This is a genomic window from Streptomyces sp. NPDC047981, assembly GCF_040653315.1.
Taxonomy (GTDB): Bacteria; Actinomycetota; Actinomycetes; order Streptomycetales; family Streptomycetaceae; genus Streptomyces.
The window spans coordinates 160,062-181,447 of the sequence record NZ_JBEZNQ010000005.1; the positions used below are offsets into that span (position 1 = coordinate 160,062).

Annotated in this window: 30 protein-coding genes; 25 read left to right on the forward strand and 5 right to left on the reverse strand. The window is 71.4% G+C overall.

Annotated features, from left to right (window positions below; genetic code table 11):
- From AB0E14_RS05340 to AB0E14_RS05350, 3 genes are read right to left on the reverse strand one after another with little or no spacing between them, the layout of a single operon-like run.
- Complete coding sequence (locus AB0E14_RS05340; RefSeq protein ID WP_362412304.1) at positions 1 to 198, reverse strand: hypothetical protein; 198 nt, start codon at positions 196 to 198, stop codon at positions 1 to 3.
- On the reverse strand, positions 195 to 578 hold the full coding sequence (locus tag AB0E14_RS05345) for a hypothetical protein (RefSeq protein ID WP_362412307.1): 384 nt from the start codon (positions 576 to 578) through the stop codon (positions 195 to 197). Before AB0E14_RS05345 ends, AB0E14_RS05340 begins: the two co-directional genes overlap by 4 nt.
- A complete protein-coding gene (locus AB0E14_RS05350; protein WP_362412310.1) occupies positions 575 to 751 on the reverse strand; it encodes a hypothetical protein in 177 nt (58 codons plus the stop codon). The genes AB0E14_RS05345 and AB0E14_RS05350 overlap by 4 nt, the downstream gene beginning before the upstream one ends.
- Positions 752 to 1,293: 542 nt before the next feature.
- Between AB0E14_RS05350 and AB0E14_RS05355 the strand changes: the two genes are divergently transcribed.
- The 3 genes from AB0E14_RS05355 (at position 1,294) to AB0E14_RS05365 (ending at position 4,606) form a co-directional block, all read left to right on the forward strand.
- Entirely contained in the window at positions 1,294 to 1,500 is a 207-nt protein-coding gene (locus tag AB0E14_RS05355; protein WP_362412313.1) for a hypothetical protein, read from the forward strand.
- A gap of 192 nt (positions 1,501 to 1,692) precedes the next feature.
- Positions 1,693 to 1,995 (forward strand): hypothetical protein, encoded by a 303-nt coding sequence (locus tag AB0E14_RS05360; protein WP_362412316.1) that lies wholly within the window; start codon positions 1,693 to 1,695, stop codon positions 1,993 to 1,995.
- Positions 1,979 to 4,606 carry a hypothetical protein gene (locus tag AB0E14_RS05365; RefSeq protein ID WP_362412319.1) on the forward strand — a complete coding sequence of 876 codons (2,628 nt, stop codon included), beginning with the start codon at positions 1,979 to 1,981 and terminating at the stop codon, positions 4,604 to 4,606. The genes AB0E14_RS05360 and AB0E14_RS05365 overlap by 17 nt, the downstream gene beginning before the upstream one ends.
- 61 nt (positions 4,607 to 4,667) lie before the next feature.
- On the opposite strand, the gene AB0E14_RS05370 is transcribed toward AB0E14_RS05365, so the two are convergent.
- The gene (locus AB0E14_RS05370) at positions 4,668 to 4,895 is read right to left on the reverse strand and encodes a hypothetical protein (protein WP_362412322.1); all 228 of its coding nucleotides are present in this window, start codon (positions 4,893 to 4,895) and stop codon (positions 4,668 to 4,670) included.
- A 464-nt stretch (positions 4,896 to 5,359) separates the two neighbouring features.
- Here AB0E14_RS05370 and AB0E14_RS05375 point away from each other — a divergent pair, with 464 nt between their 5' ends.
- The 16 genes from AB0E14_RS05375 to AB0E14_RS05450 all read left to right on the forward strand — a co-directional run bounded on the left by AB0E14_RS05375 (position 5,360) and on the right by AB0E14_RS05450 (position 16,193).
- Positions 5,360 to 5,530: a hypothetical protein gene (locus AB0E14_RS05375; RefSeq protein WP_362412326.1), complete on the forward strand. Its 171-nt coding sequence runs from the start codon at positions 5,360 to 5,362 to the stop codon at positions 5,528 to 5,530.
- Positions 5,531 to 5,535: 5 nt separating this feature from the next.
- On the forward strand, positions 5,536 to 6,744 hold the full coding sequence (locus tag AB0E14_RS05380) for an AAA family ATPase (protein WP_362412329.1): 1,209 nt from the start codon (positions 5,536 to 5,538) through the stop codon (positions 6,742 to 6,744).
- A gap of 19 nt (positions 6,745 to 6,763) precedes the next feature.
- A complete protein-coding gene (locus AB0E14_RS05385) occupies positions 6,764 to 8,395 on the forward strand; it encodes a VWA domain-containing protein (RefSeq protein WP_362412332.1) in 1,632 nt (543 codons plus the stop codon).
- Positions 8,396 to 8,458: 63 nt separating this feature from the next.
- Positions 8,459 to 9,544 (forward strand): DUF6744 family protein, encoded by a 1,086-nt coding sequence (locus tag AB0E14_RS05390; RefSeq protein WP_362412335.1) that lies wholly within the window; start codon positions 8,459 to 8,461, stop codon positions 9,542 to 9,544.
- Between the two features lie 324 nt (positions 9,545 to 9,868).
- Positions 9,869 to 10,240 (forward strand): hypothetical protein, encoded by a 372-nt coding sequence (locus AB0E14_RS05395; protein WP_362412338.1) that lies wholly within the window; start codon positions 9,869 to 9,871, stop codon positions 10,238 to 10,240.
- A gap of 70 nt (positions 10,241 to 10,310) precedes the next feature.
- Complete coding sequence (locus tag AB0E14_RS05400) at positions 10,311 to 10,538, forward strand: hypothetical protein (RefSeq protein WP_362412341.1); 228 nt, start codon at positions 10,311 to 10,313, stop codon at positions 10,536 to 10,538.
- 433 nt (positions 10,539 to 10,971) lie between these two features.
- Positions 10,972 to 11,601 carry a vWA domain-containing protein gene (locus tag AB0E14_RS05405; protein WP_362412344.1) on the forward strand — a complete coding sequence of 210 codons (630 nt, stop codon included), beginning with the start codon at positions 10,972 to 10,974 and terminating at the stop codon, positions 11,599 to 11,601.
- A 74-nt stretch (positions 11,602 to 11,675) separates the two neighbouring features.
- Entirely contained in the window at positions 11,676 to 12,299 is a 624-nt protein-coding gene (locus tag AB0E14_RS05410) for a hypothetical protein (RefSeq protein WP_362412347.1), read from the forward strand.
- 75 nt (positions 12,300 to 12,374) lie between these two features.
- Complete coding sequence (locus AB0E14_RS05415; RefSeq protein WP_362412350.1) at positions 12,375 to 12,623, forward strand: hypothetical protein; 249 nt, start codon at positions 12,375 to 12,377, stop codon at positions 12,621 to 12,623.
- A 57-nt stretch (positions 12,624 to 12,680) separates the two neighbouring features.
- The gene (locus tag AB0E14_RS05420; protein WP_362412353.1) at positions 12,681 to 13,043 is read left to right on the forward strand and encodes a hypothetical protein; all 363 of its coding nucleotides are present in this window, start codon (positions 12,681 to 12,683) and stop codon (positions 13,041 to 13,043) included.
- Between the two features lie 30 nt (positions 13,044 to 13,073).
- Positions 13,074 to 13,445, forward strand: coding sequence for a hypothetical protein (locus tag AB0E14_RS05425; RefSeq protein ID WP_362412356.1), 372 nt, complete (start codon positions 13,074 to 13,076; stop codon positions 13,443 to 13,445).
- Positions 13,446 to 13,755: 310 nt separating this feature from the next.
- Positions 13,756 to 14,379, forward strand: a complete 624-nt coding sequence (locus tag AB0E14_RS05430; RefSeq protein ID WP_362412359.1) for a hypothetical protein — start codon at positions 13,756 to 13,758, stop codon at positions 14,377 to 14,379.
- 74 nt (positions 14,380 to 14,453) lie between these two features.
- A complete protein-coding gene (locus AB0E14_RS05435; RefSeq protein WP_362412362.1) occupies positions 14,454 to 14,885 on the forward strand; it encodes a hypothetical protein in 432 nt (143 codons plus the stop codon).
- Between the two features lie 77 nt (positions 14,886 to 14,962).
- The gene (locus AB0E14_RS05440; RefSeq protein WP_179500349.1) at positions 14,963 to 15,127 is read left to right on the forward strand and encodes a hypothetical protein; all 165 of its coding nucleotides are present in this window, start codon (positions 14,963 to 14,965) and stop codon (positions 15,125 to 15,127) included.
- Between the two features lie 77 nt (positions 15,128 to 15,204).
- Positions 15,205 to 15,501 carry a hypothetical protein gene (locus AB0E14_RS05445; RefSeq protein ID WP_362412366.1) on the forward strand — a complete coding sequence of 99 codons (297 nt, stop codon included), beginning with the start codon at positions 15,205 to 15,207 and terminating at the stop codon, positions 15,499 to 15,501.
- A 242-nt stretch (positions 15,502 to 15,743) separates the two neighbouring features.
- On the forward strand, positions 15,744 to 16,193 hold the full coding sequence (locus tag AB0E14_RS05450; protein ID WP_362412369.1) for a hypothetical protein: 450 nt from the start codon (positions 15,744 to 15,746) through the stop codon (positions 16,191 to 16,193).
- A gap of 139 nt (positions 16,194 to 16,332) precedes the next feature.
- Here AB0E14_RS05450 and AB0E14_RS05455 read toward each other — a convergent pair whose 3' ends face one another.
- Entirely contained in the window at positions 16,333 to 16,551 is a 219-nt protein-coding gene (locus tag AB0E14_RS05455) for a hypothetical protein (protein ID WP_362412372.1), read from the reverse strand.
- A 422-nt stretch (positions 16,552 to 16,973) separates the two neighbouring features.
- Here AB0E14_RS05455 and AB0E14_RS05460 point away from each other — a divergent pair, with 422 nt between their 5' ends.
- The 6 genes from AB0E14_RS05460 to AB0E14_RS05485 all read left to right on the forward strand — a co-directional run bounded on the left by AB0E14_RS05460 (position 16,974) and on the right by AB0E14_RS05485 (position 21,242).
- A complete protein-coding gene (locus AB0E14_RS05460) occupies positions 16,974 to 17,333 on the forward strand; it encodes a hypothetical protein (protein WP_362412375.1) in 360 nt (119 codons plus the stop codon).
- Positions 17,334 to 17,436: 103 nt separating this feature from the next.
- Positions 17,437 to 18,027: a hypothetical protein gene (locus AB0E14_RS05465; protein WP_362412378.1), complete on the forward strand. Its 591-nt coding sequence runs from the start codon at positions 17,437 to 17,439 to the stop codon at positions 18,025 to 18,027.
- Positions 18,024 to 18,476 (forward strand): hypothetical protein, encoded by a 453-nt coding sequence (locus AB0E14_RS05470; protein WP_362412385.1) that lies wholly within the window; start codon positions 18,024 to 18,026, stop codon positions 18,474 to 18,476. The genes AB0E14_RS05465 and AB0E14_RS05470 overlap by 4 nt, the downstream gene beginning before the upstream one ends.
- A gap of 5 nt (positions 18,477 to 18,481) precedes the next feature.
- On the forward strand, positions 18,482 to 19,060 hold the full coding sequence (locus tag AB0E14_RS05475) for a hypothetical protein (RefSeq protein WP_362412388.1): 579 nt from the start codon (positions 18,482 to 18,484) through the stop codon (positions 19,058 to 19,060).
- A 451-nt stretch (positions 19,061 to 19,511) separates the two neighbouring features.
- Positions 19,512 to 20,696 (forward strand): DUF932 domain-containing protein, encoded by a 1,185-nt coding sequence (locus tag AB0E14_RS05480; protein ID WP_362412391.1) that lies wholly within the window; start codon positions 19,512 to 19,514, stop codon positions 20,694 to 20,696.
- A gap of 219 nt (positions 20,697 to 20,915) precedes the next feature.
- A complete protein-coding gene (locus AB0E14_RS05485) occupies positions 20,916 to 21,242 on the forward strand; it encodes a hypothetical protein (protein ID WP_362412394.1) in 327 nt (108 codons plus the stop codon).
- The last annotated feature ends 144 nt before the right edge of the window (positions 21,243 to 21,386 follow it).

The window sequence follows — 21,386 nt, forward strand, 5'->3', positions numbered from 1 at the left end:
CTACGGCTCCTCGTACGGGGTGGGCGGGGCCTGCCAGGTCAGGGTCTCCAGCGGCGAGCGCGTCGTCCGCACCCACTCGGGGATCCGGGCGGCGTGCGCCACGGCGGACGCCTCGTCGCTGAAGAGGACGGCGGGTGCGGCCGGGGCGGGCGGCAGCGCCGGGCGGCGGCGGGCGGCGGGGTCGGGCCGGGGTGTCACTGGCCGGCCTCCGGCCGCTCGATGTGGAACTCGGTGACCTCGCGGCCGCCGCGCACCGCGGCCTCCTCCCGGAAGGAGGCGCCCTCGGCCGTGAGCTGGGCCCGCATCCGGTCGGCGTCGCTGGGCGCCTTGCCGCTGCCCATCGTGCCGAAGACGACCGCATCGTCGGGGAGGTCGGCGGCGTTCTGCGGCAGGGCCCAGCGCAGCATGCCGCCGCGCGGGCCGGTGCCGGCCGGGGCGTGGCGGCGGTCGGCGCGGGCCAGCCGGCGCAGCAGCTCGGGGACGGTGAGGCCGCGCTGCCTGGCCTCGGGCTCCAGCAGGCCGCGCGCCCGCGCGAACGGATCCCCCGCCCGCTGCCCCTCGGGCCCGGGGGCGGTCACCGGGCACCGCCGCGGGCGAGGACGTGCAGGCGGGCGAAGTCGCTGTGGGTGAGCGGGCCGCCGTCGGGGCGGGCGTAGGTGACCTCGCGGCGCACCGCGGTGACCGTCACCGGGAACAGCGCCGCCTGGACGGTGTCCGCCGGCACCCGCTCCTGCGGGATCTCCCCCGTCATCCTGCTCCCCCTGCGCTCTCGGGCCGTCCTGGCGAAGTTGTTGCGTGAGCCGGATACCCGCTGACGCTTGTTGTCGTGTACCCGCCGGTTTCTGATTCCGGCTAAGGGGAGCGTATCCCGAATCAGGACCCCGAGGAGGGCCGACACGACACTGTTTGTGATTCAACAACTTCTGTCAGCGACCTCCTGCGGGCGGCCCCCTCAACGCCGCGAGCGGGCCCGGCGCCACAGCGACCCCGCGTGCCACGGCCATTCTGAGCGGCCAGAAGTGCGCCATAAGCCGATTGGTCCAGGAACCCTCATCACGTCTCAGATTCCCATACAGCGATTTCCGCACGTCATCATGGATCTAACATCACTCATCTTTCTTCAACTTTACTCAAAAGTGAGTTGAGTTAAGATGGTGAGGATGGATCGACGGGCCGGAAAAAGAACAGGCCAGGGGTACCGACTTCGCCCGGCGGCGGATGCGCGGAGCTCCGGGGGCCGCCTGATCAGGCGACAGGCCCCCCGGCCGGGGAGACGAGGGGGATACTCCGGGCATGGACTTCGAAGGACGCATGCACCGCAACTTCGCCGGCGCGCTGGCCGTCGGTGGGTTCACCGGGATCGCTGCCGGTGCCCTGGTCGGCTGCCTGCTCGGCACCGGGTTTCCCGGGGGCGGCGGCGTGTGGGTCTGCACGGGCGGCGGCCTGCTGGGCGTCCTCCTCGCGGCCGTCCTCGGCTGGCGCGCCGTCAAGGACGTGTAGAAGCGCCCGTCGCCCCAGGGCCTCGGCCGCCGCCGGGCCGGAGCGCGGCGAGCGGCAGCCCCCGCGGGCTCCGGGCCGCCCGCCGGCCGTACGAGAGCGGACAGCAGGGCGCCGGGCGGCACGGCCCGGCGCCGAGCCGCCCGCCGATAGGATCAGCTCGCCCCAAAGCGGGCGCCGGAACATGAAGGGGACATGGTGGCGGACCAGTTGAGCGTCGCGGAGGTCGTAGAGCACCTCACGACCAAGGAGGGCAACCAGTTCCTCGCCGACGCGCAGTACGCCGCGGCCGACGCCGACCGACGCCGGGAGATCCGGCGCGGCGTCGCCGCGAAGGTCACCGCCCTGCTCGTGGACGGCGCCGACGGCGACCTCGTCGACGGCGCGGTGAGCGCCGAGCACATCTGCAACGCGATGTGGCACCTGGCCGGCCTGGCCGTCCAGGAGGACGAGCTCGCGCGGACCGAGACGGAGGTCTCCGGTGCGGGAGCTCACTGACGGCGTCGCCGCCACCGTCCCTGCCCCCGGCGCCGGGGACCAGTGGCTGGAGCGGAAGTTCGCCGGCCATGCCGGAGCGGCGGCGGACTGCCGCTACCCCGACTGCACCGAGGCGCGCGAGACCCCCGCGAAGGGCCGGCCCGGGCCGCCCCCAGAGTTCTGTCCCACCCACAACAACAAGCGGGACAAGCAGTACGCGTACCGGCAGGAGAAGAAGGCGGAGGCAGAGGCCGCCGCCCGGCGCGCGGCTGAGGAGGCCGGTGAATCCGCCCCCGCGCCGGATCCGCTGCCGGTCGTCCTCGCCCGGCGGGCCCGCGAGCAGAGCGTGCTCGCCGAGCTGCTGCCTCGGGTGGCCGCCGCTCTGGAGACCGTCCTCGCCGGCGAGCAGGCCGCCGCCGACACCGACGCCGTCGCCGCCCACCTCGCCGCCGTCGACCACGCGGCCGTCGTCCGGGTCGAGGAGGCTGACACCGCCCGGGCCGCCGCCGAGCAGACGGCCGCCGCCGCGCACGCCGCCGCCGAGGCGTCCGCCCGCGCCGCCGCCGAGGCAGACCAGGAGCGCGCCGCCGCCGTACGGGAGGCGGCGACCGCCCTGCGCGAGGCCGCCGAAGCCGACCAGCAGGCTGGCATCGCGACCGAGGCCCTGCGTCAGCTCACCGAGGACCACCTCGCCCTGCGCGGTACGCACCAGGATCTCCAGGGCGAGCACCGGCGCCTCACCGAGCAGCACACCGAGCTGCGCGACGCCCACGCCAACCTCAGCCGGCAGCACAGCGAGCTGACCGAGCGGGCCGGCCGCCTGGACGGCGAACTCGCGGTGCTCCGGCCCCGGCTGGAGGAGCAGGCCGGGCGGATCACGGATCTGGAAGGCGAGCTGCGCACCGCCACCACCGCCCTCGGCGTCGCCCGCGAGCGCGCCGGAGGCCTCCAGACCCAGCTCGACGAGCTCCGTCAGGCACGGCAGGATGACGCAGCCCGGCACACCGAGGAGCTGGCGGGTGTCCGCGCCGAACGGGACGAGGCGGAGGGCAAGCTGGCCACCGCCACCACGAACCTCGGCGTGGCCCGCGAGCGCGCCGAGGGCCTTCAACGGCAGCTCGACGCCCTCGACCGGGACCGGAAGGCGGAACAGGCCCGGCACACCCAGGAACTGGCCGAGCTGCGCGCCGAGCACGAGCGGACCCTGGCCGAGCTGCGGGAGGACGTCACCCGCCTCACCGCCGAGAACGCCGCCCTCATCGCCCTGCCGGCTTCTCCGCCGGCCGTCGGTGAGGCGGAGGAGACCGGTCAGCCCGCCCAGCAGGACGTGTCCGCGGGCCAGATGGACATGTTCACGCTCGATACGGCTGGTCAGCCCGTGCCCGGCCCCGCCGAACCGCCCCAGACTCCGGCCGAGCTGAGCCCGCAGGAGCAGTCCCCCGGATCCGACGACGCCGCTGGATCCGGAGCGCCGGACGAGGCCGACGAACTGCCCGTGGCCATCGAGGACCTCGGCTTCCAAGCAGGCTCCGGCTGGTGCATGGCCCGCTACCCCTCGTCCGGGGACACGTGGACGGTCCTCCGCGACGGCCAGCAGGTGGGGACGGTGACGCCCGAGCGCGCGAGCACCGGGCGCCGCTCCCTCCTTGGATGGTCGGCCAAGGATCAGCTCACGGCCGTGCGCCCCACCAAGGGCAGGCACTTCAACAACCGCGACATCGCCGCCAAGGCCGTCATCAAGGCGTCCTTGCGCCGACAGCCCGAGCCGGCCACCGCGACGCCCGCCTGGTGGGCCGCGCTGACGGAACAGACCGCCACGGCACTGGCTCGCGCCGCGGCGTCCTTGGCGACCGCGTCCGCCGGCCGCGGCGGGCACCTGTCCCTCTTCGCGCCGACGCTCCGCCACGCGGCGCTCCGCGTGGCCGTGCGCGCCCCGCACGAGGGCGACCTCGCCCAGCTCCAGAGCATCTCGGAGTCCGTCCTTGACCGGAGCAAGGACGGTGCTCGGCTCGTCGCCGCGCTGCGGGCGGCCGCCGTGGCGAGCGAGACCACCGCCCTCGGCACGTTCGACGGCCGGGCCTGGACCCTTGAACCCGACCTGGACCACGGCGACGTGCTGGTCGTCTGCGCGGACGGCCAGCCGGTCGGCACCCTCGAACCGACCTCCCCCAACCCGGGCGGGCGCTGGGCGGCCAAACACCGCCGTCGGACCCTCAAGCCGGCCACCGGCCGCGCCTTCCCCGACCGCGACGCGGCCCTTCAAGCCGTCATCGCCGCTGAGCGGGACCACCGCCCCCTGCCTGCCCTCGATGACCCGGCGTGGCACCGCATCCAGCCCGGATTCCGCGGCACCCTCTACAGTGCCGCGCGCGCCGCGATGGACCTGAAGAACTCCCACTCCCAGCTGGAGCCGATGGAGTACCGCCGGGCGGTCACCAACGCCCTCGTGGAAGCGAGGCGGAGCGTCAACGCGCCCGTGGAGCCCGAACACCTCGCCGTCCTGCTCGACGCGCCCCGCGAAGACCTCGGCCCGAAGCAGAGCGCCCGCGCGGATCGGCTGTATGAGGTACTCCAGCGGATCCGGGACGACCTCCTCACGCAGTCGGCCCGGGGGGAGACCGACCAGGCATAAGTTCTCGGGGCGGTGCCCTGCGGGAGGGCGTTGTCAGGTGCGCCTCCCGCAGGAGCCCCGATCAGCTGGCCTCGGCCAGCCAGGGAGCAGCCTCGGCGAGGCGGTTCAGGTTGGTGGGGGCGAGCGCCGGGTCGGCGTCGTAGCCGTCGAGGGCGGTGGCGAGGATGCCGATGATCGTTTTGTCTTCGCCGTAGTCGCGGGCGGCGATGTGGGTGCCGCAGGCGGGCAGAAGCCGCGCGCGGTCTTGCCGGGGTGCGTGTCGAACCAGGTCGGCTCGGCGCCGGTCCACACCAGCCCTGCCAGCGGGAAGCCTAGCCACCACTGGAACGGCGCTCCGGAGCGCTTGGAGCAGTGGTCACATGCGCAAGTGTGGGTCGTCCACCGGACCGGTGACGGTGAAGCGGATCTTCCCGCACAAAGGGAGGCAGCCGCCGGAGCGGACCTCGGGGCCGGAGGAGGCGGCAGCAGTCTCGGACACTGGATCATTTCCCTTGGACAGCAACCTTGTTGGGTCACCCAGTGTGCCATCGTGCTGAACGTCTGCACGCGCCCCGCCAGTGCCCGCGGCAGGTCCACGTGGGGGAAGCTCACTCCGTCGGATGAACTCTGGCCAGGGGCAGGACCGTCGATCTGTGCCTCTTTCACGCCACGCCGCCCGCGACCTGGCCGCCCGCGCGTTCCTCGTCGTAGGTCGCGGAATAGGTGTGCGGAGTGGGGGCTCCACCCCCTTACCAGCTGCTGAGGAGCTGGCTCATGACGAACCTCCGCGGCCCGCCGAACACCACACTGCTTCCCGAGGGGCAGAGCGAGCAGGCGGTTGCTGATCCGGGCGTCGACCTCTCCTTCGGCCATGCAAAAACGTCCGTTTTTGCAGTCCTCACGCTACGCTACGGGGCGTACGGGAAGCTGTGGCAGAGGGGATGACCACCATGACGGCAGGGCAGTTCGAGCACGCGCTCAGCACCGCGCAGCGGCTGCGGGCCATCACGTCCGAGCTGGCGGACCGGTACTACGAACGAGAAGACGTCGTACGGACTCTCCTGACCGCGATGCTCGCCGGTCAGCACTCCCTGCTTCTCGGCCCGCCCGGTACCGCGAAGTCCGAGCTCGCCCGGGAGCTGACCGGCCGCATCGAGGGTGCGAATCTCTGGGAGATCCTTCTCTCCAAGTTCACCTCGCCCACGAGGATGTTCGGCCCGATCGATGTCGCGGCCCTCAGCCGCGGCGAGTACCGACAGGTCTACGACGGGCGGGCCACGACCGCGCACATCGCCTTCATCGACGAGATCTTCAAGTGCAGCACGGCCGCGCTGAACGAGACGCTGGGGCTGCTCAACGAACGGATCTACCACCCGGAGAACGGCGGCGCCCCCATCGCGTGCCCGTTGATCAGCGCGATCACCGCGTCCAACGAGCTGCCGTCCGGCGAGGACAGCGCGGCGATCTACGACCGGCTCCTGGTCCGCCTGGAGGTCGACTACCTGAACGACCCCTCGAACTTCGCGGCCCTCATCCGCTCCGCGGTCACCGCAGCCGCCCCGGTCGCCCGTACGACCATCACCCTGACGGAGCTCCAGCACGCGGTCTCCACCGCGGTGCCCGCGGTGGAGGTCCCGGACCTGATCGTGGACGCCATGTGCACCCTGCGCGCCTCCCTCCGGCGCCGCGAACTCGTCTCCTCCGACCGGCGCTGGCGGGTGTCCGTACGGCTGCTCCAGGCATCCGCCCTCCTCGACGGGCGGACCGAGGTCAGTGAGAACGACCTCTCCGTGCTCACCCACGTTCTGTGGGACTCCCCCGCGCAGCGGCCCACCGTCGAGCGCGAAGTGCTCCAGATGGTCAACCCCGACGCCAGGGAAGCACTCGACCTCGCCGACGCCATCGAGGAACTGGCGGCCGACCTCGACGCCAAGGCCGGCCAGTCCCGCGAAGCGCTGTCGGACTGGGCGATCAAGGAGGCGAACACCAAGCTCGCCCGCGCCGGCAAGAGGCTCGGCAAGCTCCGCGCGGACGCCGAGCAGGCCTGCCGCTCCACCGCGTCCATCGACCGCGCCATCGCCCGCCAGAAGGCCGTCCACGCCCGCGTCCTCACCGAAGCGCTCGGCGTCGACGCCTCCCTGGTTCAGGCGCAGGTCTGAGCCGGCGGGGGGAAGGGCTGTGGGTAAGAAGCTGACCAAGCTCAAGGACCTGGCCGCGCGGGCCGGACGCTGGCTGGGGCTCGCCAGTTCACCGCCAGAGCCGAAAGCCACCGCCGCCGTGGTCTCGGACCGGTTCGACGACATGACCTGGACGGAGACCTTCGAGGATGCCTCCGCCCTCCAGGACCTGGCGGAGGAACTCAACGAACGGTTCGACCACACGCCGGATCTGCTGCGCGACCTGTTCCTCTCCGCGTTCAAGGCGACCCCCCGCCTGCGCGACCGGGCGGACATGGACCCGTCCCGCCTGATCAACCACCAGGTCGTCACCGCGATGGTCGGCAGTCCGGAGTACGAGGACCTCCACCGCGCGACCGTCGGCGATCCGTACGCCGCGGCCATGGCCGTCCTCGCCCAGAGCGACGCCCTGCGCCGTCTGCTCGAGCAGACGCGCGACGCCCAGGAGAAGGGGCACCAGGCCCACGACGCCCAGGACGGCGTCGGAGACGCGGCTCGTGCTGTTGCCGAGGCGCTGGCGCGGGCCGGCGACGCGGAAGACGAGAACGGCGCCGTGCCCGATGACGTGGCCGCCGCCGTGGACGAGGCGATCGATGGGGCCGAATCTGCGGATGAGGCCGCTCGGCAGGCCGCGCAAGCGGCCGCGCAGGCCCTCGCTGCAGTGACCCCCGCCATCCGTACGGCGATCCGGCGCGCGACGGCCCAGGCCGCGGAGGCCGCCCGCGAGGAGGACGTCCTGATGCGGGCCTGGGGCCTGGACCCGGGACAACTGGAGCGGATGCCCTTCGAGGAGCGGGCCCTTCTCGCTGAACGACTGCGTAGAGGGCACCTGGGCCAGTTCGCGGACCTTATCGGGAGGTTCCGCCTCATGGCCCTCGGCGAGCGGGCGCGCAGGGTGGAGAACACCCCCGGAGAGCTCGTCGGGATCACCCTCGGCGACGACCTCTCCCGCGTTGTGCCCTCCGAACTCGCTCACCTCGGCATCCCGGCGATGCGGGCCGTCTTCGCGGCCAGATACGCCGAGAGCAGCCTCATGCTCTACGACAGCCGAGGGGAGCAAAACACGGGGCGGGGCGCGATCATCGCCTGCATCGACACCTCCTTCTCCATGGATATCCCGTGCGGCACGGATCGCGTCGGCATCACCGGTGAGGCATGGGCCAAGGCGTGCGCCCTGGCACTGCTCGACCAAGCCCGGCAGGCGAAGAGGGACTTCGTCGGCATCATCTTCAGCTCGGCGAGCGAACTGAGCATCCACCGCTTCCCCGGCTCGGCCCCGGCCGGCATCGCCGACATCATCGACTTCGCAGAGACGTTCTTCGGCGGCGGAACCGACTTCGAGGCGCCGCTCACCGCCGCGGTCGACCTGTTGGAGGCCGAGTTCAACGACGCCGGCCGACCGCGCGGAGACATCGTGCTGATCACGGACGGGGAATGCGGCGTCAGCGAGGAGTGGATGCACCGCTGGAACGAGACCAAACGGCGGTTGGACTTCCGCACTTTCGGCATCTCCATCGGCACCGGACCCGCGACCGCGCCCGGGACCGTGCTGGACACGCTGTGCGACAACCTCCGCAGCCTTGACGACCTCACCGATCCCCGGGCCGTGTCCGACCTCTTCCGGCTGCTCTGAGCAGGTTCGCCGCCCTTCTCGTCCCTCTTCCCCAACGCACGTTTTCGCACGGAGCCGAGCGATATGACCACTCCCCCGCCCTCTGCGGCCGACCCCGAACTCAAGACGGGCGACACGGCCTTCGACGCCTACGCCGAGGCGATGTCCGAGGAGGGCACCCCGCTCCTCGGACACCTCGTCCTCTACTCGATCTTCGACGGCAAGGTGACCCGCGACGACCTCGTCCGATGGTTCACCGAGCTGGACCTGGACGAGGCTCTCCTGCCTCCGCCTGTGCGCCACGTGGACGCGTTCGAGCGAGTCACCGGCCCCGACGGCGTCCGCGTGACGTACCCCTTGGACGACCCGAGCGCCACCGGCCCGGCCAGCAAGCGCGGCCGGCGCCGCGGACGCAACGAGCTCCTCAAGACCGCCACCCTAATGGTCCGCCCCGTACGCCGAGACGGAGGCCAGATCGTGCGGCACGTCGTCCGCGAAATCCGCGACGAGGAACGAACGAGCCTGGAGTACGACACCCGCATCGCGATCTGCACCTTCGACCGGGACAACTCCGAGAACAGCCCCGAAGGGGCCGGCGCCCTCACCATCGAGGAGGACCGTTCCGCCATCGCCAAGCTCCCCGAGGCCGAGCAGACCACCGTCCGGCAGATGCTCACCGACATCAACGAGGCGTTCCGCCACCGGTGCACCTACTTGACCAGTGACAAGCTGCGCTCGGTGGTCCGACGGTACGTCGAGCACCTGAGTGCCATCCGGGTCCGGCCCACCGGCGGGGTGTACTTCGTGCACCGCCAGCACGCGGATGTCCTCGGCTCGCTGCGGGAACTCGTCGGCCGGTTCGGGGAGGGAAGCCACCTCGTCCGCGTCCCCCTGCCGGACCAGGAGGAGATGCGCGAGATGATCATCATGGCGTTCACGACCAAGGCGAAGGACGAGCTCGACGAACTCGCCCGGGACATTGCCGCCGCCCAGCGCAGCGGGAAGGCCGACGAGGCCAGGAAGCTGTACGAGCGCTTCACCGCTCTCCAGGAGGCCACCAACGAGCACTCCGACCTGCTCTCCACCTCCCTGGACGACACACGAGCCGCCCTCCAACTCGTGAAGGTCCAGCTGGGAGGCCTCCTCGCCACAGCCACCGACGAGGGATAGTCGTCCCGGCGTTGCCGGGGCTGGTTTGTCCCGTACGGTCCTTCGCTGCGCTGCGGTCCGTACGGGGTTTCCCCCGCCCTCCCTGCTTTTCGATTCTGGGGGCCGGGCGGCTGCGCGCAAGGTCGTCCGGTCCGTGTCCTCGCCGGCCCGCTCCTTCGTCGCTCTACCGGCTGCGGTACTCCCTGCCTCCCCTGCACTCCGCCGCCCGGCCCCCGACATCTCACAGCGCAGGGAGGGCGGGGGAAAAAGGGTCCGCGGCCCCAGGCCGTACACACCACCCGCCGCACCCGACCAACCCGAACGAGCAACCGGAAGAGGAACCCGATGAACACGCAACTCCCCGCCCTCATGGCCGACCACGCCATCCCGTCCGAAGCCATGGCCGAGGCCGTGGACGCACTCGCCCACCTCGTCCACCGCGCGGCCCAGCGGAACGGCACCACGGAGGAAGCCGTCCTCGGCGACCTCTCCGACGCGATGCTCGGCGCGGCGTACATGGGCTACGCGCTCGCCATCAACCAGCAGCTCACCGGCGAGGCCAAGGAGGACGCCGCCCGCCGCGCGGCGTACCGGAAGCTGTACGAAGCAGGATCTCCCGGCTTGGCCTACCGAACCGTGCTGCGGCTCTGGGGGAGGCCCCGCCGTCGCCCGCTCACGGGAGCTGGTGCGGTTGACACCCCTCAGCCGGTACGGTAAACTAGTACACGTCGAGACGGGGAGGGTAAGCCCCGCGTTGACCACCGCAACCACCCGCGAGGAGTGCACCGTGAGCGCCCACATCGAGACACCTGTCGCCACCGCCCGTCCTGTCGAGCGACGTTTCCCCCGCTTCTGGGCCCGCCGCCAGCCGTCTCCCCCGCCGTACGCGGAGCTGGACTGCGCGTGCGGGGTGCGCATTGCGGCGGCCGGCCTGGTCGGCGTCCTCGCTACGCGTAAGAGCATCTTCCATCACACCTGTCGAGCCGAGGCCGCGCCCGCGAACGCCAAGCCGTAGCCGCCTCGGGCTGGCCTCCGGCGCCCGCCGAGCAGGAGGGCGCGGGGTGGTGCCGCCCGAGGGTGCGCGCGAGCGCGGCCTCGGCTGACGGCGCCGGCACACCCTGTGGCGTGCCATGAATCCGAATCCCAGAGGAAGGAGAGAGTGCAGCATGGCAGTTCTGAACTATCGCTTCGTTCCGGCGTTCCCTGATGAGGGGCGCCCCGGGCCGCGCCAGCGTGGCGCTCGGCGGCGCCGTACGCGCCGCTGGGCCCGTCGAGAGGTGAAACGGGCCGACGAGCGCCTGTGGCGCCGCGAACGTGCTGAATGGCTGGCCTCGTAGTCAGGGGCAGTTGACACTCACCCCCTTGAAGGGTAGATTAGTACATGTCGGTACGGGGAGGGTAAACCCCGGGCCGGACACCACGAACCACCGCGTTCCAAGGAGATTCGCATGACCACCCCTGACCGTCGGCACCTGATCGTCGTCCTCGATCGCTCGGGCAGTATGAACCGCGTCCGAGAGGACACCGAGGGCGGACTGAACGCACTTCTCGACGAGCAGCGCAAGACGCCCGGCGTCACCACCGTCACCCTCGTGCAGTTCGACGATGAGATCGAGACCGTCTACACCGGCCGTCCGCTGGACGAGATCCCTGAGTTCACCTTCCAGCCGCGCGGCATGACAGCCCTCCTGGACGCCGTCGGCACCACGGTGTGGCAGGAGGGACAGCGGATCGCCACGCTGCCGCCCGCCGAGCAGCCGTCCGAGGTCACCCTCGTGATCCTCACCGACGGCAAGGACAACCGCTCCAAGCGGTTCGACGCCGGCCTGGTCCGGTACCTGGTTGACGGAGCCAGGGAGCATCAGGGGTGGACGGTGGTGTTCCTCGGAGCCAACCAGGACGCGTTCGAGGTCGGCGGCAGCCTGGGCGTTCCCGAGGCGACGACCCTGGGGTTCGACACCTCGCAGACGCGGGCCACCCTCACGACGACTGGCCGGATGGTCTCGCGAGGCACGCGCACCGGTGAGTTCACTTTCACCGGCGAGGAGCGGAACGCCGCCGTGGACAGCGCGAAGTAGTCGAACCCCGGCCACCGAGCCCGGGGCGAACCGCGCCGCCCCGGGCGCCGTCCCGACGAAAGGCGAACCCGCCCATGTCCACCCCGACTCGTACCAACCCTGAGGCGAACGCCGAGTTTGCCCGTGCCGTCGCCGCCGAACTGGGGCCGCAGTGGTCACCCCAGCCCGCGGACTGGCCCGGCCACTACCAGCTCACCGACGGCCGCGGAGCGCGTCTCGTCCTCCTCCCCGGGCTGGTGCGCGGCCTTCTGCCGGCTGCGAACAGTCAAAGGATCCGCTACGGACCTTCGTCCCCTCAGATCGGTGTCACCCACCGCGATCCCGCGCATGTCGCCCGACATATCCGCCGCAGGCTCCTCCCTCAGTACGAGGCCGCACGCGCCCAGCACCAGGCGCTCGTAGGCGCCGAGCGCGCCGAGCGCCGCGCGCGTGCCCGAGTCGCGCAGGGCCTTGCCGAGACGCTCGAGACCCCTGCTGCGACCGTCGTGGTCGTGCCGGACTCCCCCCGCAGCGGGCAGACCACCGTCCGATGCGCATACGTCAACGGCGGCTCCGTCGAGGCGGTCGTCGAGGGAGGCGGGGCGGGCATCTCCCTGGATCTTCCGGGCTTGACGGCTGATCAGGCCAACGCCGTCGCCGGAATGGTCAGAAACCTGAATGAGTCTCGCAAACGGGAGTTGACGCCAGGGCGCCAGTAGGGTAAATTAGTACACGTCGGAACGGGGAGGGCAAGCCCCGGACCGGACACCACAGACCATGAACCAAGGAATCTCGTGACCTCACTCCGGGCCGAAGGCCCCATCGTCCAGCTGCACGTCGTCGTGACCGAGCGCACCGCCCCCGAGCCGGAGCCCGTTCACCTGCACCCGCTCGACCTCATCGCCGCCATCCTGCTGGCCCACTACGGCCCGTACACCGGACCGGACACGCCGGAGCCGCAGGAAGGTTCCCGGTGCCGTCACACGACCTGGGCCCCGCTCAGCGAGGCCGACGTACGCGGGTTCCTGATCGATCTCGGCTGATCCGCCACCGGGGCCGGGAAGGCCCGGCCCCGCCCCCTCCTCCCGGAAAGGAAGGCCATGGAGGCCAGCACCATCACGTTCGACGACGTACTCGTGTTCGTCCGCAGCCAGGCCACCGACGTTGACCTGGAGCGCTTCGAGGACACTGCCAGGAAGCGGCGCAGCTCCCTGATCAAGGAACGCGCGAAGAACCTCGCGCCGGGGCAGAAGGTCCGGCTCGACTCCTACAAGGACGCCCGCCTCAACGGACTGACGGGCGAGGTCGTCCACGTCGACCGCCAGCCGCGGAAGGCGGCCTACGCCGCCGTACGCCTCGACGAGGAGTCCACCCGGCGGCTCGCGAACTTCCGGCATGTCCCGGAAGGCGAGAAGGAGTACACCCTCACCCGCCTCGCAGCCTCCGGCTGCTACCCGGCCTGAAGCCCGCCCACTCGAAAGGAGCCCACCCTGATGGGACTCACCGCTGACGCCGTCAACGACTTCCTCGCGCAGCGCGCGAACGACAGCCATCTCGATGCGCTCTTCCCGGCCACCAAGAAGCGGCGGGAGGCACTGGAAACGCTGCGCGTGACGATGCTGAAGGTCGGCGACAAGATCACTGTCGCGCGCATCAGGCCCAAGTACTTCGCCGGACTGAGCGGCACCCTGATCAACATCTCGGCACCGTCCCGAGGGCGGCAGAAGGCGGTCATCCGGCTCGACGAGGAGTCCACCCGGCGCCTCCGCCAGCACGAGTGGGTGCCCGAGGAGGACAAGGAGCACGAGATCGACGGAATCCCGCTCAGCGCGTGCTTCCTCAAGGGGGAGGCCCCCACGAAGTAGTCCGAGAGGTCGCGGCGGCCCCGCCACGGCCGCCGCGCCCCGCCCACCCGGAAGGACACGATGACCACCCAAGTGCTGCCGCCCTTCAGGCCCACCGACTTCGAGGAGCCGTGCGAGGGGTGCGGAGCTCCCGCGGGGGCCTACTGCCGCCCGGGCTGCGACTGCGGGTACACCGCTGAGCACGCTCGCGCGGACGCAGTCCGCGCCCAGCGCCGCTCCCTACACCAGACGTGACCGGCTGTCGGGCTCCCGGCCTCCTTCGCCGGGAGCCCGACAGCCGGCCCTACCGCAACCGCCGAAAAGGAACCCCGTGTTCGTCGTCGCCCCCCGACTCCCCAAGAAGCTCAGGCCCTCCCACGCGGCATGGCGCGCAGCACAGCACGCAGCCGCCCTTGCCGGGGCCGCCCTGCTCCGCTCCGCTTACCCCGAGCTCGACGCCGAGGACCCGGAAGACCCGCTCTGCCTCACGGGCCGCGCCGCCGAGGGCGGGAAGATCACCGTGTGGCCAAGCTCGCCGGACGACCTGCCGGGATTCCAGCTCGACGCCGAGGCCCTGCCCGTTCCTGTCGCCCAGCTGATCAGCGACATCGTGCACGGCCGCGACTGGTTCCCCCTGGTCAAGGCGGGGACGAACGAGCCGACCGGCGACATCGCCGCCGCGGAGCCCGGCCGGTACGCCCAGGCCGAGGCCGGGCGACCGGCGGCACACGAGCTGACCATCGACGACGAGGGAACCGTCGCCCTCCACTTTCCCGGCCTCACCATGAACGCCGTCCTCGGCGCCCTCGCGGTGCTCCGAGATCCAGACGCCGTGCGGGTCCACCAGGCCGGCTGCACCCTCAGGAACTGCACCTGCCGGTGCCCCACCGTCGACGACTGCCGCCCGTGTGACAGCTGCGCCTGCCAGTGCCGATGCGCCGGCGTGGCCACCTGACGCCCTCCCCCGCGCCGTCGAGGCAGCCCGTGCCGTACCCGAGTCCCCCACCAGAACAGCCTCCGGAGACACCGATGTTCCCGACGTACCACACCCTCCTCGGCCGGGCCCGGGCGGCGCAGGACCCCAAGGTCCGGTGCACCTTCCTGGCCGCCGCGATCGCCTACGCCGCCGACCTCCAGGCCAGTGAGGGCGGAGACGGCCACCGCCGCGCCCGGATCGTCACCCTCGAAGTCGGCGCGGACCCCGACACCCTCGTCGTCCTGCACCTGACGACGGACGACGGAACCCGCCTCGACCTGGAGGGGCAGCACTTCGATCAGGTGGCGGAGCCCCTCGCCGACCTCGCTCGGCACCCGCACGAGGACTGGGCTGCGCTCTGCGCCCGCAGTGACGACGAGCTTGGCGTGTACGAACTCGACGTGCAGGCCACAGCTCGCGAGGCGCTGAGACTCCTGTGCCCGTGGAGTGACCTCCGGACGGGGTTGATCACCATCCGCCAATAAGGTAGATTAGTAAACGTCGGAACGGGGAGGGCGAGCCCTGGCCGTCCACCACAGGCCCCAACCGCACAAGGAGTGCCATGACGAACCACTGCGACGACTGCCGCCGCCCCGAAGTGCTCAAGCGCCACTCCCGCGTGGCCCTGAACGGCGCGATCATCAGCGCCTGGCTCTGCCTCCCGTGCGGAAGGCGATTCGACGAGATCACGGCGCGGCTCAACTCCGCCGCCCTGCTCAACGCCTGACACCGTTCCCGGCCTCCGGGGTGCCGCACCGACTCGGCACCCCGGAGGCGCCATCACCGAATCCGACGGGCAATCCAATGCCGAATCTCCTGGCCGAAGCGACGAAGCGCCTCGCCGGCGCGGCGTCGCGCACGCTCCTGGCGAGCGCCGACCTCGCCGCCCGCAGGACGGGCACCCCCAACCCCTTCGACGTCACCCGCATCGTCCTGGAGGAACTGTCGAAGCCCGACGCGTCCGGCGCCGACTTCTTCAACGAGGTCCAAGGGCGCGTCCACGCCGCCGGCTTCCGGTGGTCGCACGGCACGTGCGCCTGCGGGCGCCCCGCTGGCGAAGGCGAGCTCACCCCGTGCGACGCCTGCCAGAGCGACGACTGACCGACTACGCGTCCGACGCGGTACTGCGGTGCCGCCCCCGGCACGAGACGGTGCGCCCGCCGCGCCTCGGCCGGCCCGACCTCGGAGAGCCGTCGTCACGCCCCCCCAGTCGTAGATCCCTCCGGTCGGCGAGCGAGTTGCCATTCATCCGCAGGTAAGGTAAATTAGTACACGTCAAGCCGGGGAGGGCAAACCCTGGCGCGACGAGACCACCACAAGCCGCCTCAATCTAGGGGACCTCCATGACCTCGCAGCACGTGCCCGCCACCCAGCCCGACCGGACCCTCACGCCGGAGGTCTGGCGGCGCGAGCGCGGACACGCCTTCTACCCGCCGAACGAGGTCCTGCGGGCCGTCCCTGCGATCTACGCCACGGACGGCATCCCATGTGAACACAAGACGATCCACGCGCACTACTTCGCCGCGTGGGGCGACTGGTACGTGGCCGAGTTCGATCCGGCCAGCGGGGAGGCGTTCGGCTGGGCCCGTCTCGGTGCCGACGACACGCAGGGCGAGTGGGGCTACTTCGACCTCCCGGCCCTGGAGTCGCACCGCTCCACCTCGGGGCTGCCCAACTTCGTCGAGCGCGATCTGGACTTCGAGCGGCAGCTCGCTGCCGACTGCCTGCCGAAGGGGCGCCGCCGCCTCGGGTGCGACGTCGAGGACTGCATCACGTGCGCGCCGCAGTCGTAGAGCCCCGCCGAAGGCGGAGTCGTCGCGCTGACCGAGAGCCGGGCCCCGGTTCTCGGTCACGCGTCGCCGAGTAGGCGGTTCCGTCGGCATCGTCCGGCCCGTGGGGGCCGGCCCCGGCTCCTCGCGCCGGGCTGGGCCGTCAGCGGCCGTCGGCTCGGTCCGTCTCCCTCATGATCTCGTCGATCAAGGCTGGGCCGACCGGGACCGGCTCGCCCGCGGGAAGGTCCAGGACGATGGCGTCGTACGCCGGCCGGGGCCGGGCGACGAGCCGGGCGAGCGCGACTTCATCGGTCGGGATGATCTCGCCGGTCGCGCTCGATGTCTTGCCGGTGCCGCCGCGGGTGGCGTGCAGTTCCATGCTTCCCCCTCGAGTGTCGTCATCCGAGCGTATCGGCGGGACGGGGATTCGCGCCGTGCCACCGCCAGTGGGCTGAGAGCCGCCACTGGAGATGAGAGTTGACAGGCCCTCTGACCTGGGCGCTGTCACTTCGACGCCCGTCGAACGAGCAGGACTCCGGGTCAACGGTCTTGAGAGTGAATAGCGGACCTACAGCCTCAAAGCCGGGCAGATTCACTGGGCGCTCGCCCCGCCGGCCTGCGCACTGTCGAGTCCACTCTCACGTCGGGGTTCACGCTCTCATCTTCAACGGCGGCTCTCATGGGCGGGAGGCGGAAGTTGACGACCTTGCCCCGCTTGAGTAAATTAGTACACGTCGAGAAGGGGAGGGCGAGCCCCAGGATCGGCCACCACACGCCACCTTCCTCCAAGGAGTTGTGCTCATGCTGCACCAGCCTCACGCCAGCGGCCCCTGCGCAGCCTGCGTGGCGACGGGCCTGCCCGCCGTCGCGGCCCGCGACCTCAAGGTCGGCATGCTCATCCAGGACAAGTTCACCCCCGGGCCGTACACCGAGTACTCGGTCGGCGAGATCGGCACCGTCGAGGTCGACGAGAGCTGCTACTTCGCCGTCCGATGGTCCTTCCGCTGGCACCGGGTCTACCGGGGAACCGAGCTGATCTACGCCTATCCGGACAGCAGCGGCTGCACCTACAACGTCACGGGTGATCACGAATACCTCCCGCTCGAAGCCGGCACTGCCGAGCCGCCCACCGAGAAGTACGTGAACCCGACCTACCCCTGAGCCCAGGGCGCCCCCGCACGCCCGGGGACGCACCGACTTCGCCGGTCCGGGAGGGCGAACCCGGGCCGGCGCGCCACAACCACCAGCCCAAGGAGGCATCCCGATGGGAGCCCGAGCCATCATCGAATGGCACCAGCCCGAGAACGAGCTGCCTGCGCTCCTGCAGCGCAACCCCTGGCTGAGCCCCGGCACCTTCCTGCCGGCGCTCGCGGACTTCGTCCACACGGCCCGTGAAACCGACCACGCCCCCAGCGCCGAACTCTTTCGAGGGTGGGCCGCCGAGCGCGTGCCGTACGTGCTCGGCGAGGACGAGACCCCCGACCGGATGCTCTTTCTGAGGCCCGGGTCCGACGTGCAGTTCCACTACCTCATCCAGCTCACCGAGGATGACCAGCCCGCCGGGCAGGCACTCCGTGTGACGGTCCGCGAGAGGAACCTCTTCCATCCGGGCGCCGGCGGCCGCTGGGAAGTCACCCACCAGGCCGGGACCGACGAGGAGCTGTTCGACCTGGCCGCCAGCCTCCTGGAGCGGCAGGCCGCCCGCATCCGCCGACTCACAGCCGAAGGCCGCGGCGGGCCGATGCCCGCGGCCCACGAGGTCGCCGACCGTGCCGCGCAGATCCGGGCGCACATCAGCCGGCCAGCCGAAGCGGATGGTCGTGACCACGAGGCCGCCGGGAGCGTGACCGCGTGAGCAGCCGACGCACCCTGTGGGACCCGCCACCGACGCTGAGCCTGAGCAACCTCGAAGGACTCAGCGTGCTCGGGCACGCCCACGGACCGACCCACGCCCCGTGGACCGGCAGGGGAAGGAGCCGCACCCGCTACTCCATCCACGCCGTCGACGTCGACCAGGACAGGCTTCTCGTCTCGATCAGCAGCATCGTCCTCGCCGGAGGCGACACCGAGTATCCGCATCCCCAGCGCGGCATCACCGGCTGGGCGAAGCCCAAGGACTTCGAGCTGATCCTGTTGTCCCACCTGCGCGCCGAAGGCGCCCATACGGGGTACCAGTGCCATCACCATGTCACCACCTACCCCGACGCCCGGCCATGCTGGCACTGCAAGGTCCACCCGCCGGCGGACGGCTGCACGTACTTCTCCGTCACCCGCCACACGTTCGTCGAGGGCACGGTGCGGTGAGCGGGGTGGCCATCGACCAGAGCAGGGTCAGCGACCGCCAGGGCCGCTGCCTCGCCGCCGCGGCCCGCGGTCGCCTCTTCGCCGCCCGGGAGTACGGCGCCGTGCGCTACTTCACGCTCCGGCCAGATCCTGACGCCCCTGCCGTCTTCAGACCGGACGACATCCACGAGTGCGTCAGCCGAGGCTGGATGGCGTGGGCCGACGAGGGCGCGGCCGTGGTCATCACCGAACCTGGACGCGCCGCCCTCGATGAGTACCGGCTCGACGCCCAGCGCCGAAGCGAACTTCCGTACACCATCACCCGGAACGCCCTGCGGGGCGAGCTGCACGCGCCGCACGAGCCGATCCGGATCCTGCGCGACGCCCGTACCGGCCGGGAGATCGAGCCCGGCGACAGCTGCACGGACCCGTTCGGCGAGCCGATCACCTACCTGGGCCCGACCATGAGCCGAACCGGAGACAGCGGGGCATGGCGGCCCGGCCGGATCGCCCGAGTCCTGTACCCCGGAGGGATCCCGTGGGTCTTCCTCCCCGCCGAGATCGGGGCCACCTACGACGACATGCCGTCCGAGGACGGGGCCTGAGCCGGGGCGCGGCCGAGCGGGCGCCGGCACCGTGGCGTCGAACGCGGGGCTCCGCCCCGGACCCCGGCCTCACTCCCAGAGGGGGGGAGGAGCCCGCGCTCGGCTGCGGCACGTGGGGGAAAGGGGCGGGGCGCGGGGTGTCCCTCCGGCCGATCGACGTCCGAACCCTGCCACACCCGGCCGGGACCACTAGCCCAAGCCGCTACGCGGTCGCTACGCGAGGCCAGCGGCCCCGGCCGGGCGCGGCACCACCGCGCCGCCGACCGACCGGAGGGACACCCCGCTCACACAGGGCGCAGTCTGCGGACCGCAGAAACCTGCCGAGAAATCCGGGGAAATCGCTGGTCAGGAGTTGCGCCACCTCCCCCAGTGAGGTAAATTAATACACGTCGGAACGGGGAGGGCAAACCCCGGGCCGGCCACCACAGACCAGCCTCACAAGGAGCGCACCATGGCCATCGAGACCGCCGAGCAGTTCACCCGCCGCGCCGCCGTCGTCATCCCGACCGACGCCGCGTCGAACGCCCGGAACGCGGACCTCCCCGACCTTGCGCAGATCCTCAAGCGGCAGCAGGAAGCCAAGATCGACATGGTCGCCCCTGCCTCCGCCCTCACCTTCCAGGGCGGCAACCTCAACGTCCAGGGCCTCTCGCCCATCCTCACCGACACCGGCGTCACCATCGCCGACGGGACCTATCGCCCCACCACCGTCGCCGACGAGGGCATCGCCGCCAAGCTCGGCATCCCGCTCGCCTACCTGCGCCGGATGCGCGCCGAGAAGGTCGACCTGTACGACGCGAACGTCATGGGGTGGCTCGCCGAGGACCCCTCCCGCAAGTTCCTCCTGCGCGGCTTCACCGGTTCCCAGGGCGGCGAAGGCGTCCTCCGCGCCTTCCTCTCCGACAGCTACAAGATGATCGACAACTTCGACGTCCTGCTGGCCGCGCTCAGCGGCGTGAAGGCGTCCGGTCACGACGTCCGTATCACCGGGTGCGACCTCACCGAGCGCCGCATGATCGTCCGCGTCGAGTCCGAGCACATCAAGGTGCTCGCCCCCACCCTCCTGCGTGGCTACCGCTCCCCCTTCACCGGCCAGACCGGTGACGAGCTGCCCATCGTCAGCGCCGGATTCGTGATCGCCAACTCCGAGGTGGGCGCGGGCGCGTTCACCATCACCCCCCGCATCACCGTCAAGGTGTGCGAGAACGGCATGACCATCCAGAAGGACGCCCTGCGAGCGGTCCACCTCGGCGCCAAGCTGGACGAAGGTGTCATCCGCTGGTCCGGCGACACCGAGACGAAGAACCTCGAACTGATCACCGCCCAGGCCCGCGACGCCGTCGCCACCTTCCTCGACCGCGAGTACGTCGAGACCAAGCTCGCCCAGATCGAGAAGGAAGCGGGCCGCCCGATCACCGACCCCGTCAAGACGATCGAAGTCGTCTCCAAGAAGCTCAAGTTCACGGACGGGCTGCGCGAGTCGATCCTGACCCACTTCATCCAGGGCGGACAGACCACGGCGGGCGGCCTCATGCAGGCCATCACCGCCACCGCCCAGACGCTCGACGACGCGGACGCGGCCTTCGAGCTGGAGGGCCAGGCCCTCACCGCCATGAGCCTCGCGGCCAGCGCGTAACCCCAAGACCGCCGCTCCGGGACACGGCCCCCATCCGGTCCCGGAGCGGCACCCGCCCGGCCCGTCCGCACCACCCCACCCCGGACGGGCCGGGCCCCCGGGCCGGGGCCGCGATCACGGCGGCATCGAGCCGCCGCGCCCGCGCGCGCCCACCCGCCGCCGGCCCCCGCCGCCGTACGCGGCCCACCGCAGCACGTCGAGGAGAAAGGCCCGCAGCCCATGCAGGCGACCGCCACCCGTCCCCAGCCCGCCCGCCACCTGCCCCTTCGCGTTCCCAGCGACCGCTCCACCACCTCCACGTGGTGGTTCGTCGTGACCGAGTCGGGCACCGAGATGCTCACGCTCTGCCCAGACACCTCCTACGCCCCCGTCAACGTCTACGAGAACGGCTATCTCGTCCCCATCAAGGCCCGAGAGCGCTGCACCCCCGCCGAACGCCCAGACGTCCGCCTCGAAGTCCGCCCCGACCACAGCGCCGCCAGTGCCTCCTGCCGCGTCCCCGTCCACCACCCCGTGTGGCAGATGCGGCTCCACCAGGAGATGTGACCCACCGGCTTCACAGCCCGGCCCCGGCCTCGGTCCCGACCGCCGGAGGCCGGGCGCCCGCCGGCGCGGCAGCCGCGAGCAGGCCAGGTTGATCAGTGCGGAGGCGATCGGCCCCGCGCTCTTCACCTCCGCCGAGTCGGAGCG

Excerpts from the sequence above, each read along its gene's own strand:
- AB0E14_RS05350 (WP_362412310.1), bottom strand. The coding sequence starts at position 751 with ATGACGGGGGAGATCCCGCAGGAGCGGGTGCCGGCGGACACCGTCCAG.
- AB0E14_RS05355 (WP_362412313.1), top strand. The coding sequence starts at position 1,294 with ATGGACTTCGAAGGACGCATGCACCGCAACTTCGCCGGCGCGCTGGCC.
- AB0E14_RS05360 (WP_362412316.1), top strand. The coding sequence starts at position 1,693 with ATGGTGGCGGACCAGTTGAGCGTCGCGGAGGTCGTAGAGCACCTCACG.
- AB0E14_RS05375 (WP_362412326.1), top strand. The coding sequence starts at position 5,360 with ATGACGAACCTCCGCGGCCCGCCGAACACCACACTGCTTCCCGAGGGG.
- AB0E14_RS05380 (WP_362412329.1), top strand. The coding sequence starts at position 5,536 with ATGACGGCAGGGCAGTTCGAGCACGCGCTCAGCACCGCGCAGCGGCTG.
- AB0E14_RS05390 (WP_362412335.1), top strand. The coding sequence starts at position 8,459 with ATGACCACTCCCCCGCCCTCTGCGGCCGACCCCGAACTCAAGACGGGC.
- AB0E14_RS05395 (WP_362412338.1), top strand. The coding sequence starts at position 9,869 with ATGAACACGCAACTCCCCGCCCTCATGGCCGACCACGCCATCCCGTCC.
- AB0E14_RS05405 (WP_362412344.1), top strand. The coding sequence starts at position 10,972 with ATGACCACCCCTGACCGTCGGCACCTGATCGTCGTCCTCGATCGCTCG.
- AB0E14_RS05410 (WP_362412347.1), top strand. The coding sequence starts at position 11,676 with ATGTCCACCCCGACTCGTACCAACCCTGAGGCGAACGCCGAGTTTGCC.
- AB0E14_RS05420 (WP_362412353.1), top strand. The coding sequence starts at position 12,681 with ATGGAGGCCAGCACCATCACGTTCGACGACGTACTCGTGTTCGTCCGC.
- AB0E14_RS05425 (WP_362412356.1), top strand. The coding sequence starts at position 13,074 with ATGGGACTCACCGCTGACGCCGTCAACGACTTCCTCGCGCAGCGCGCG.
- AB0E14_RS05435 (WP_362412362.1), top strand. The coding sequence starts at position 14,454 with ATGTTCCCGACGTACCACACCCTCCTCGGCCGGGCCCGGGCGGCGCAG.
- AB0E14_RS05440 (WP_179500349.1), top strand. The coding sequence starts at position 14,963 with ATGACGAACCACTGCGACGACTGCCGCCGCCCCGAAGTGCTCAAGCGC.
- AB0E14_RS05445 (WP_362412366.1), top strand. The coding sequence starts at position 15,205 with ATGCCGAATCTCCTGGCCGAAGCGACGAAGCGCCTCGCCGGCGCGGCG.
- AB0E14_RS05450 (WP_362412369.1), top strand. The coding sequence starts at position 15,744 with ATGACCTCGCAGCACGTGCCCGCCACCCAGCCCGACCGGACCCTCACG.
- AB0E14_RS05455 (WP_362412372.1), bottom strand. The coding sequence starts at position 16,551 with ATGGAACTGCACGCCACCCGCGGCGGCACCGGCAAGACATCGAGCGCG.
- AB0E14_RS05460 (WP_362412375.1), top strand. The coding sequence starts at position 16,974 with ATGCTGCACCAGCCTCACGCCAGCGGCCCCTGCGCAGCCTGCGTGGCG.
- AB0E14_RS05465 (WP_362412378.1), top strand. The coding sequence starts at position 17,437 with ATGGGAGCCCGAGCCATCATCGAATGGCACCAGCCCGAGAACGAGCTG.
- AB0E14_RS05480 (WP_362412391.1), top strand. The coding sequence starts at position 19,512 with ATGGCCATCGAGACCGCCGAGCAGTTCACCCGCCGCGCCGCCGTCGTC.
- AB0E14_RS05485 (WP_362412394.1), top strand. The coding sequence starts at position 20,916 with ATGCAGGCGACCGCCACCCGTCCCCAGCCCGCCCGCCACCTGCCCCTT.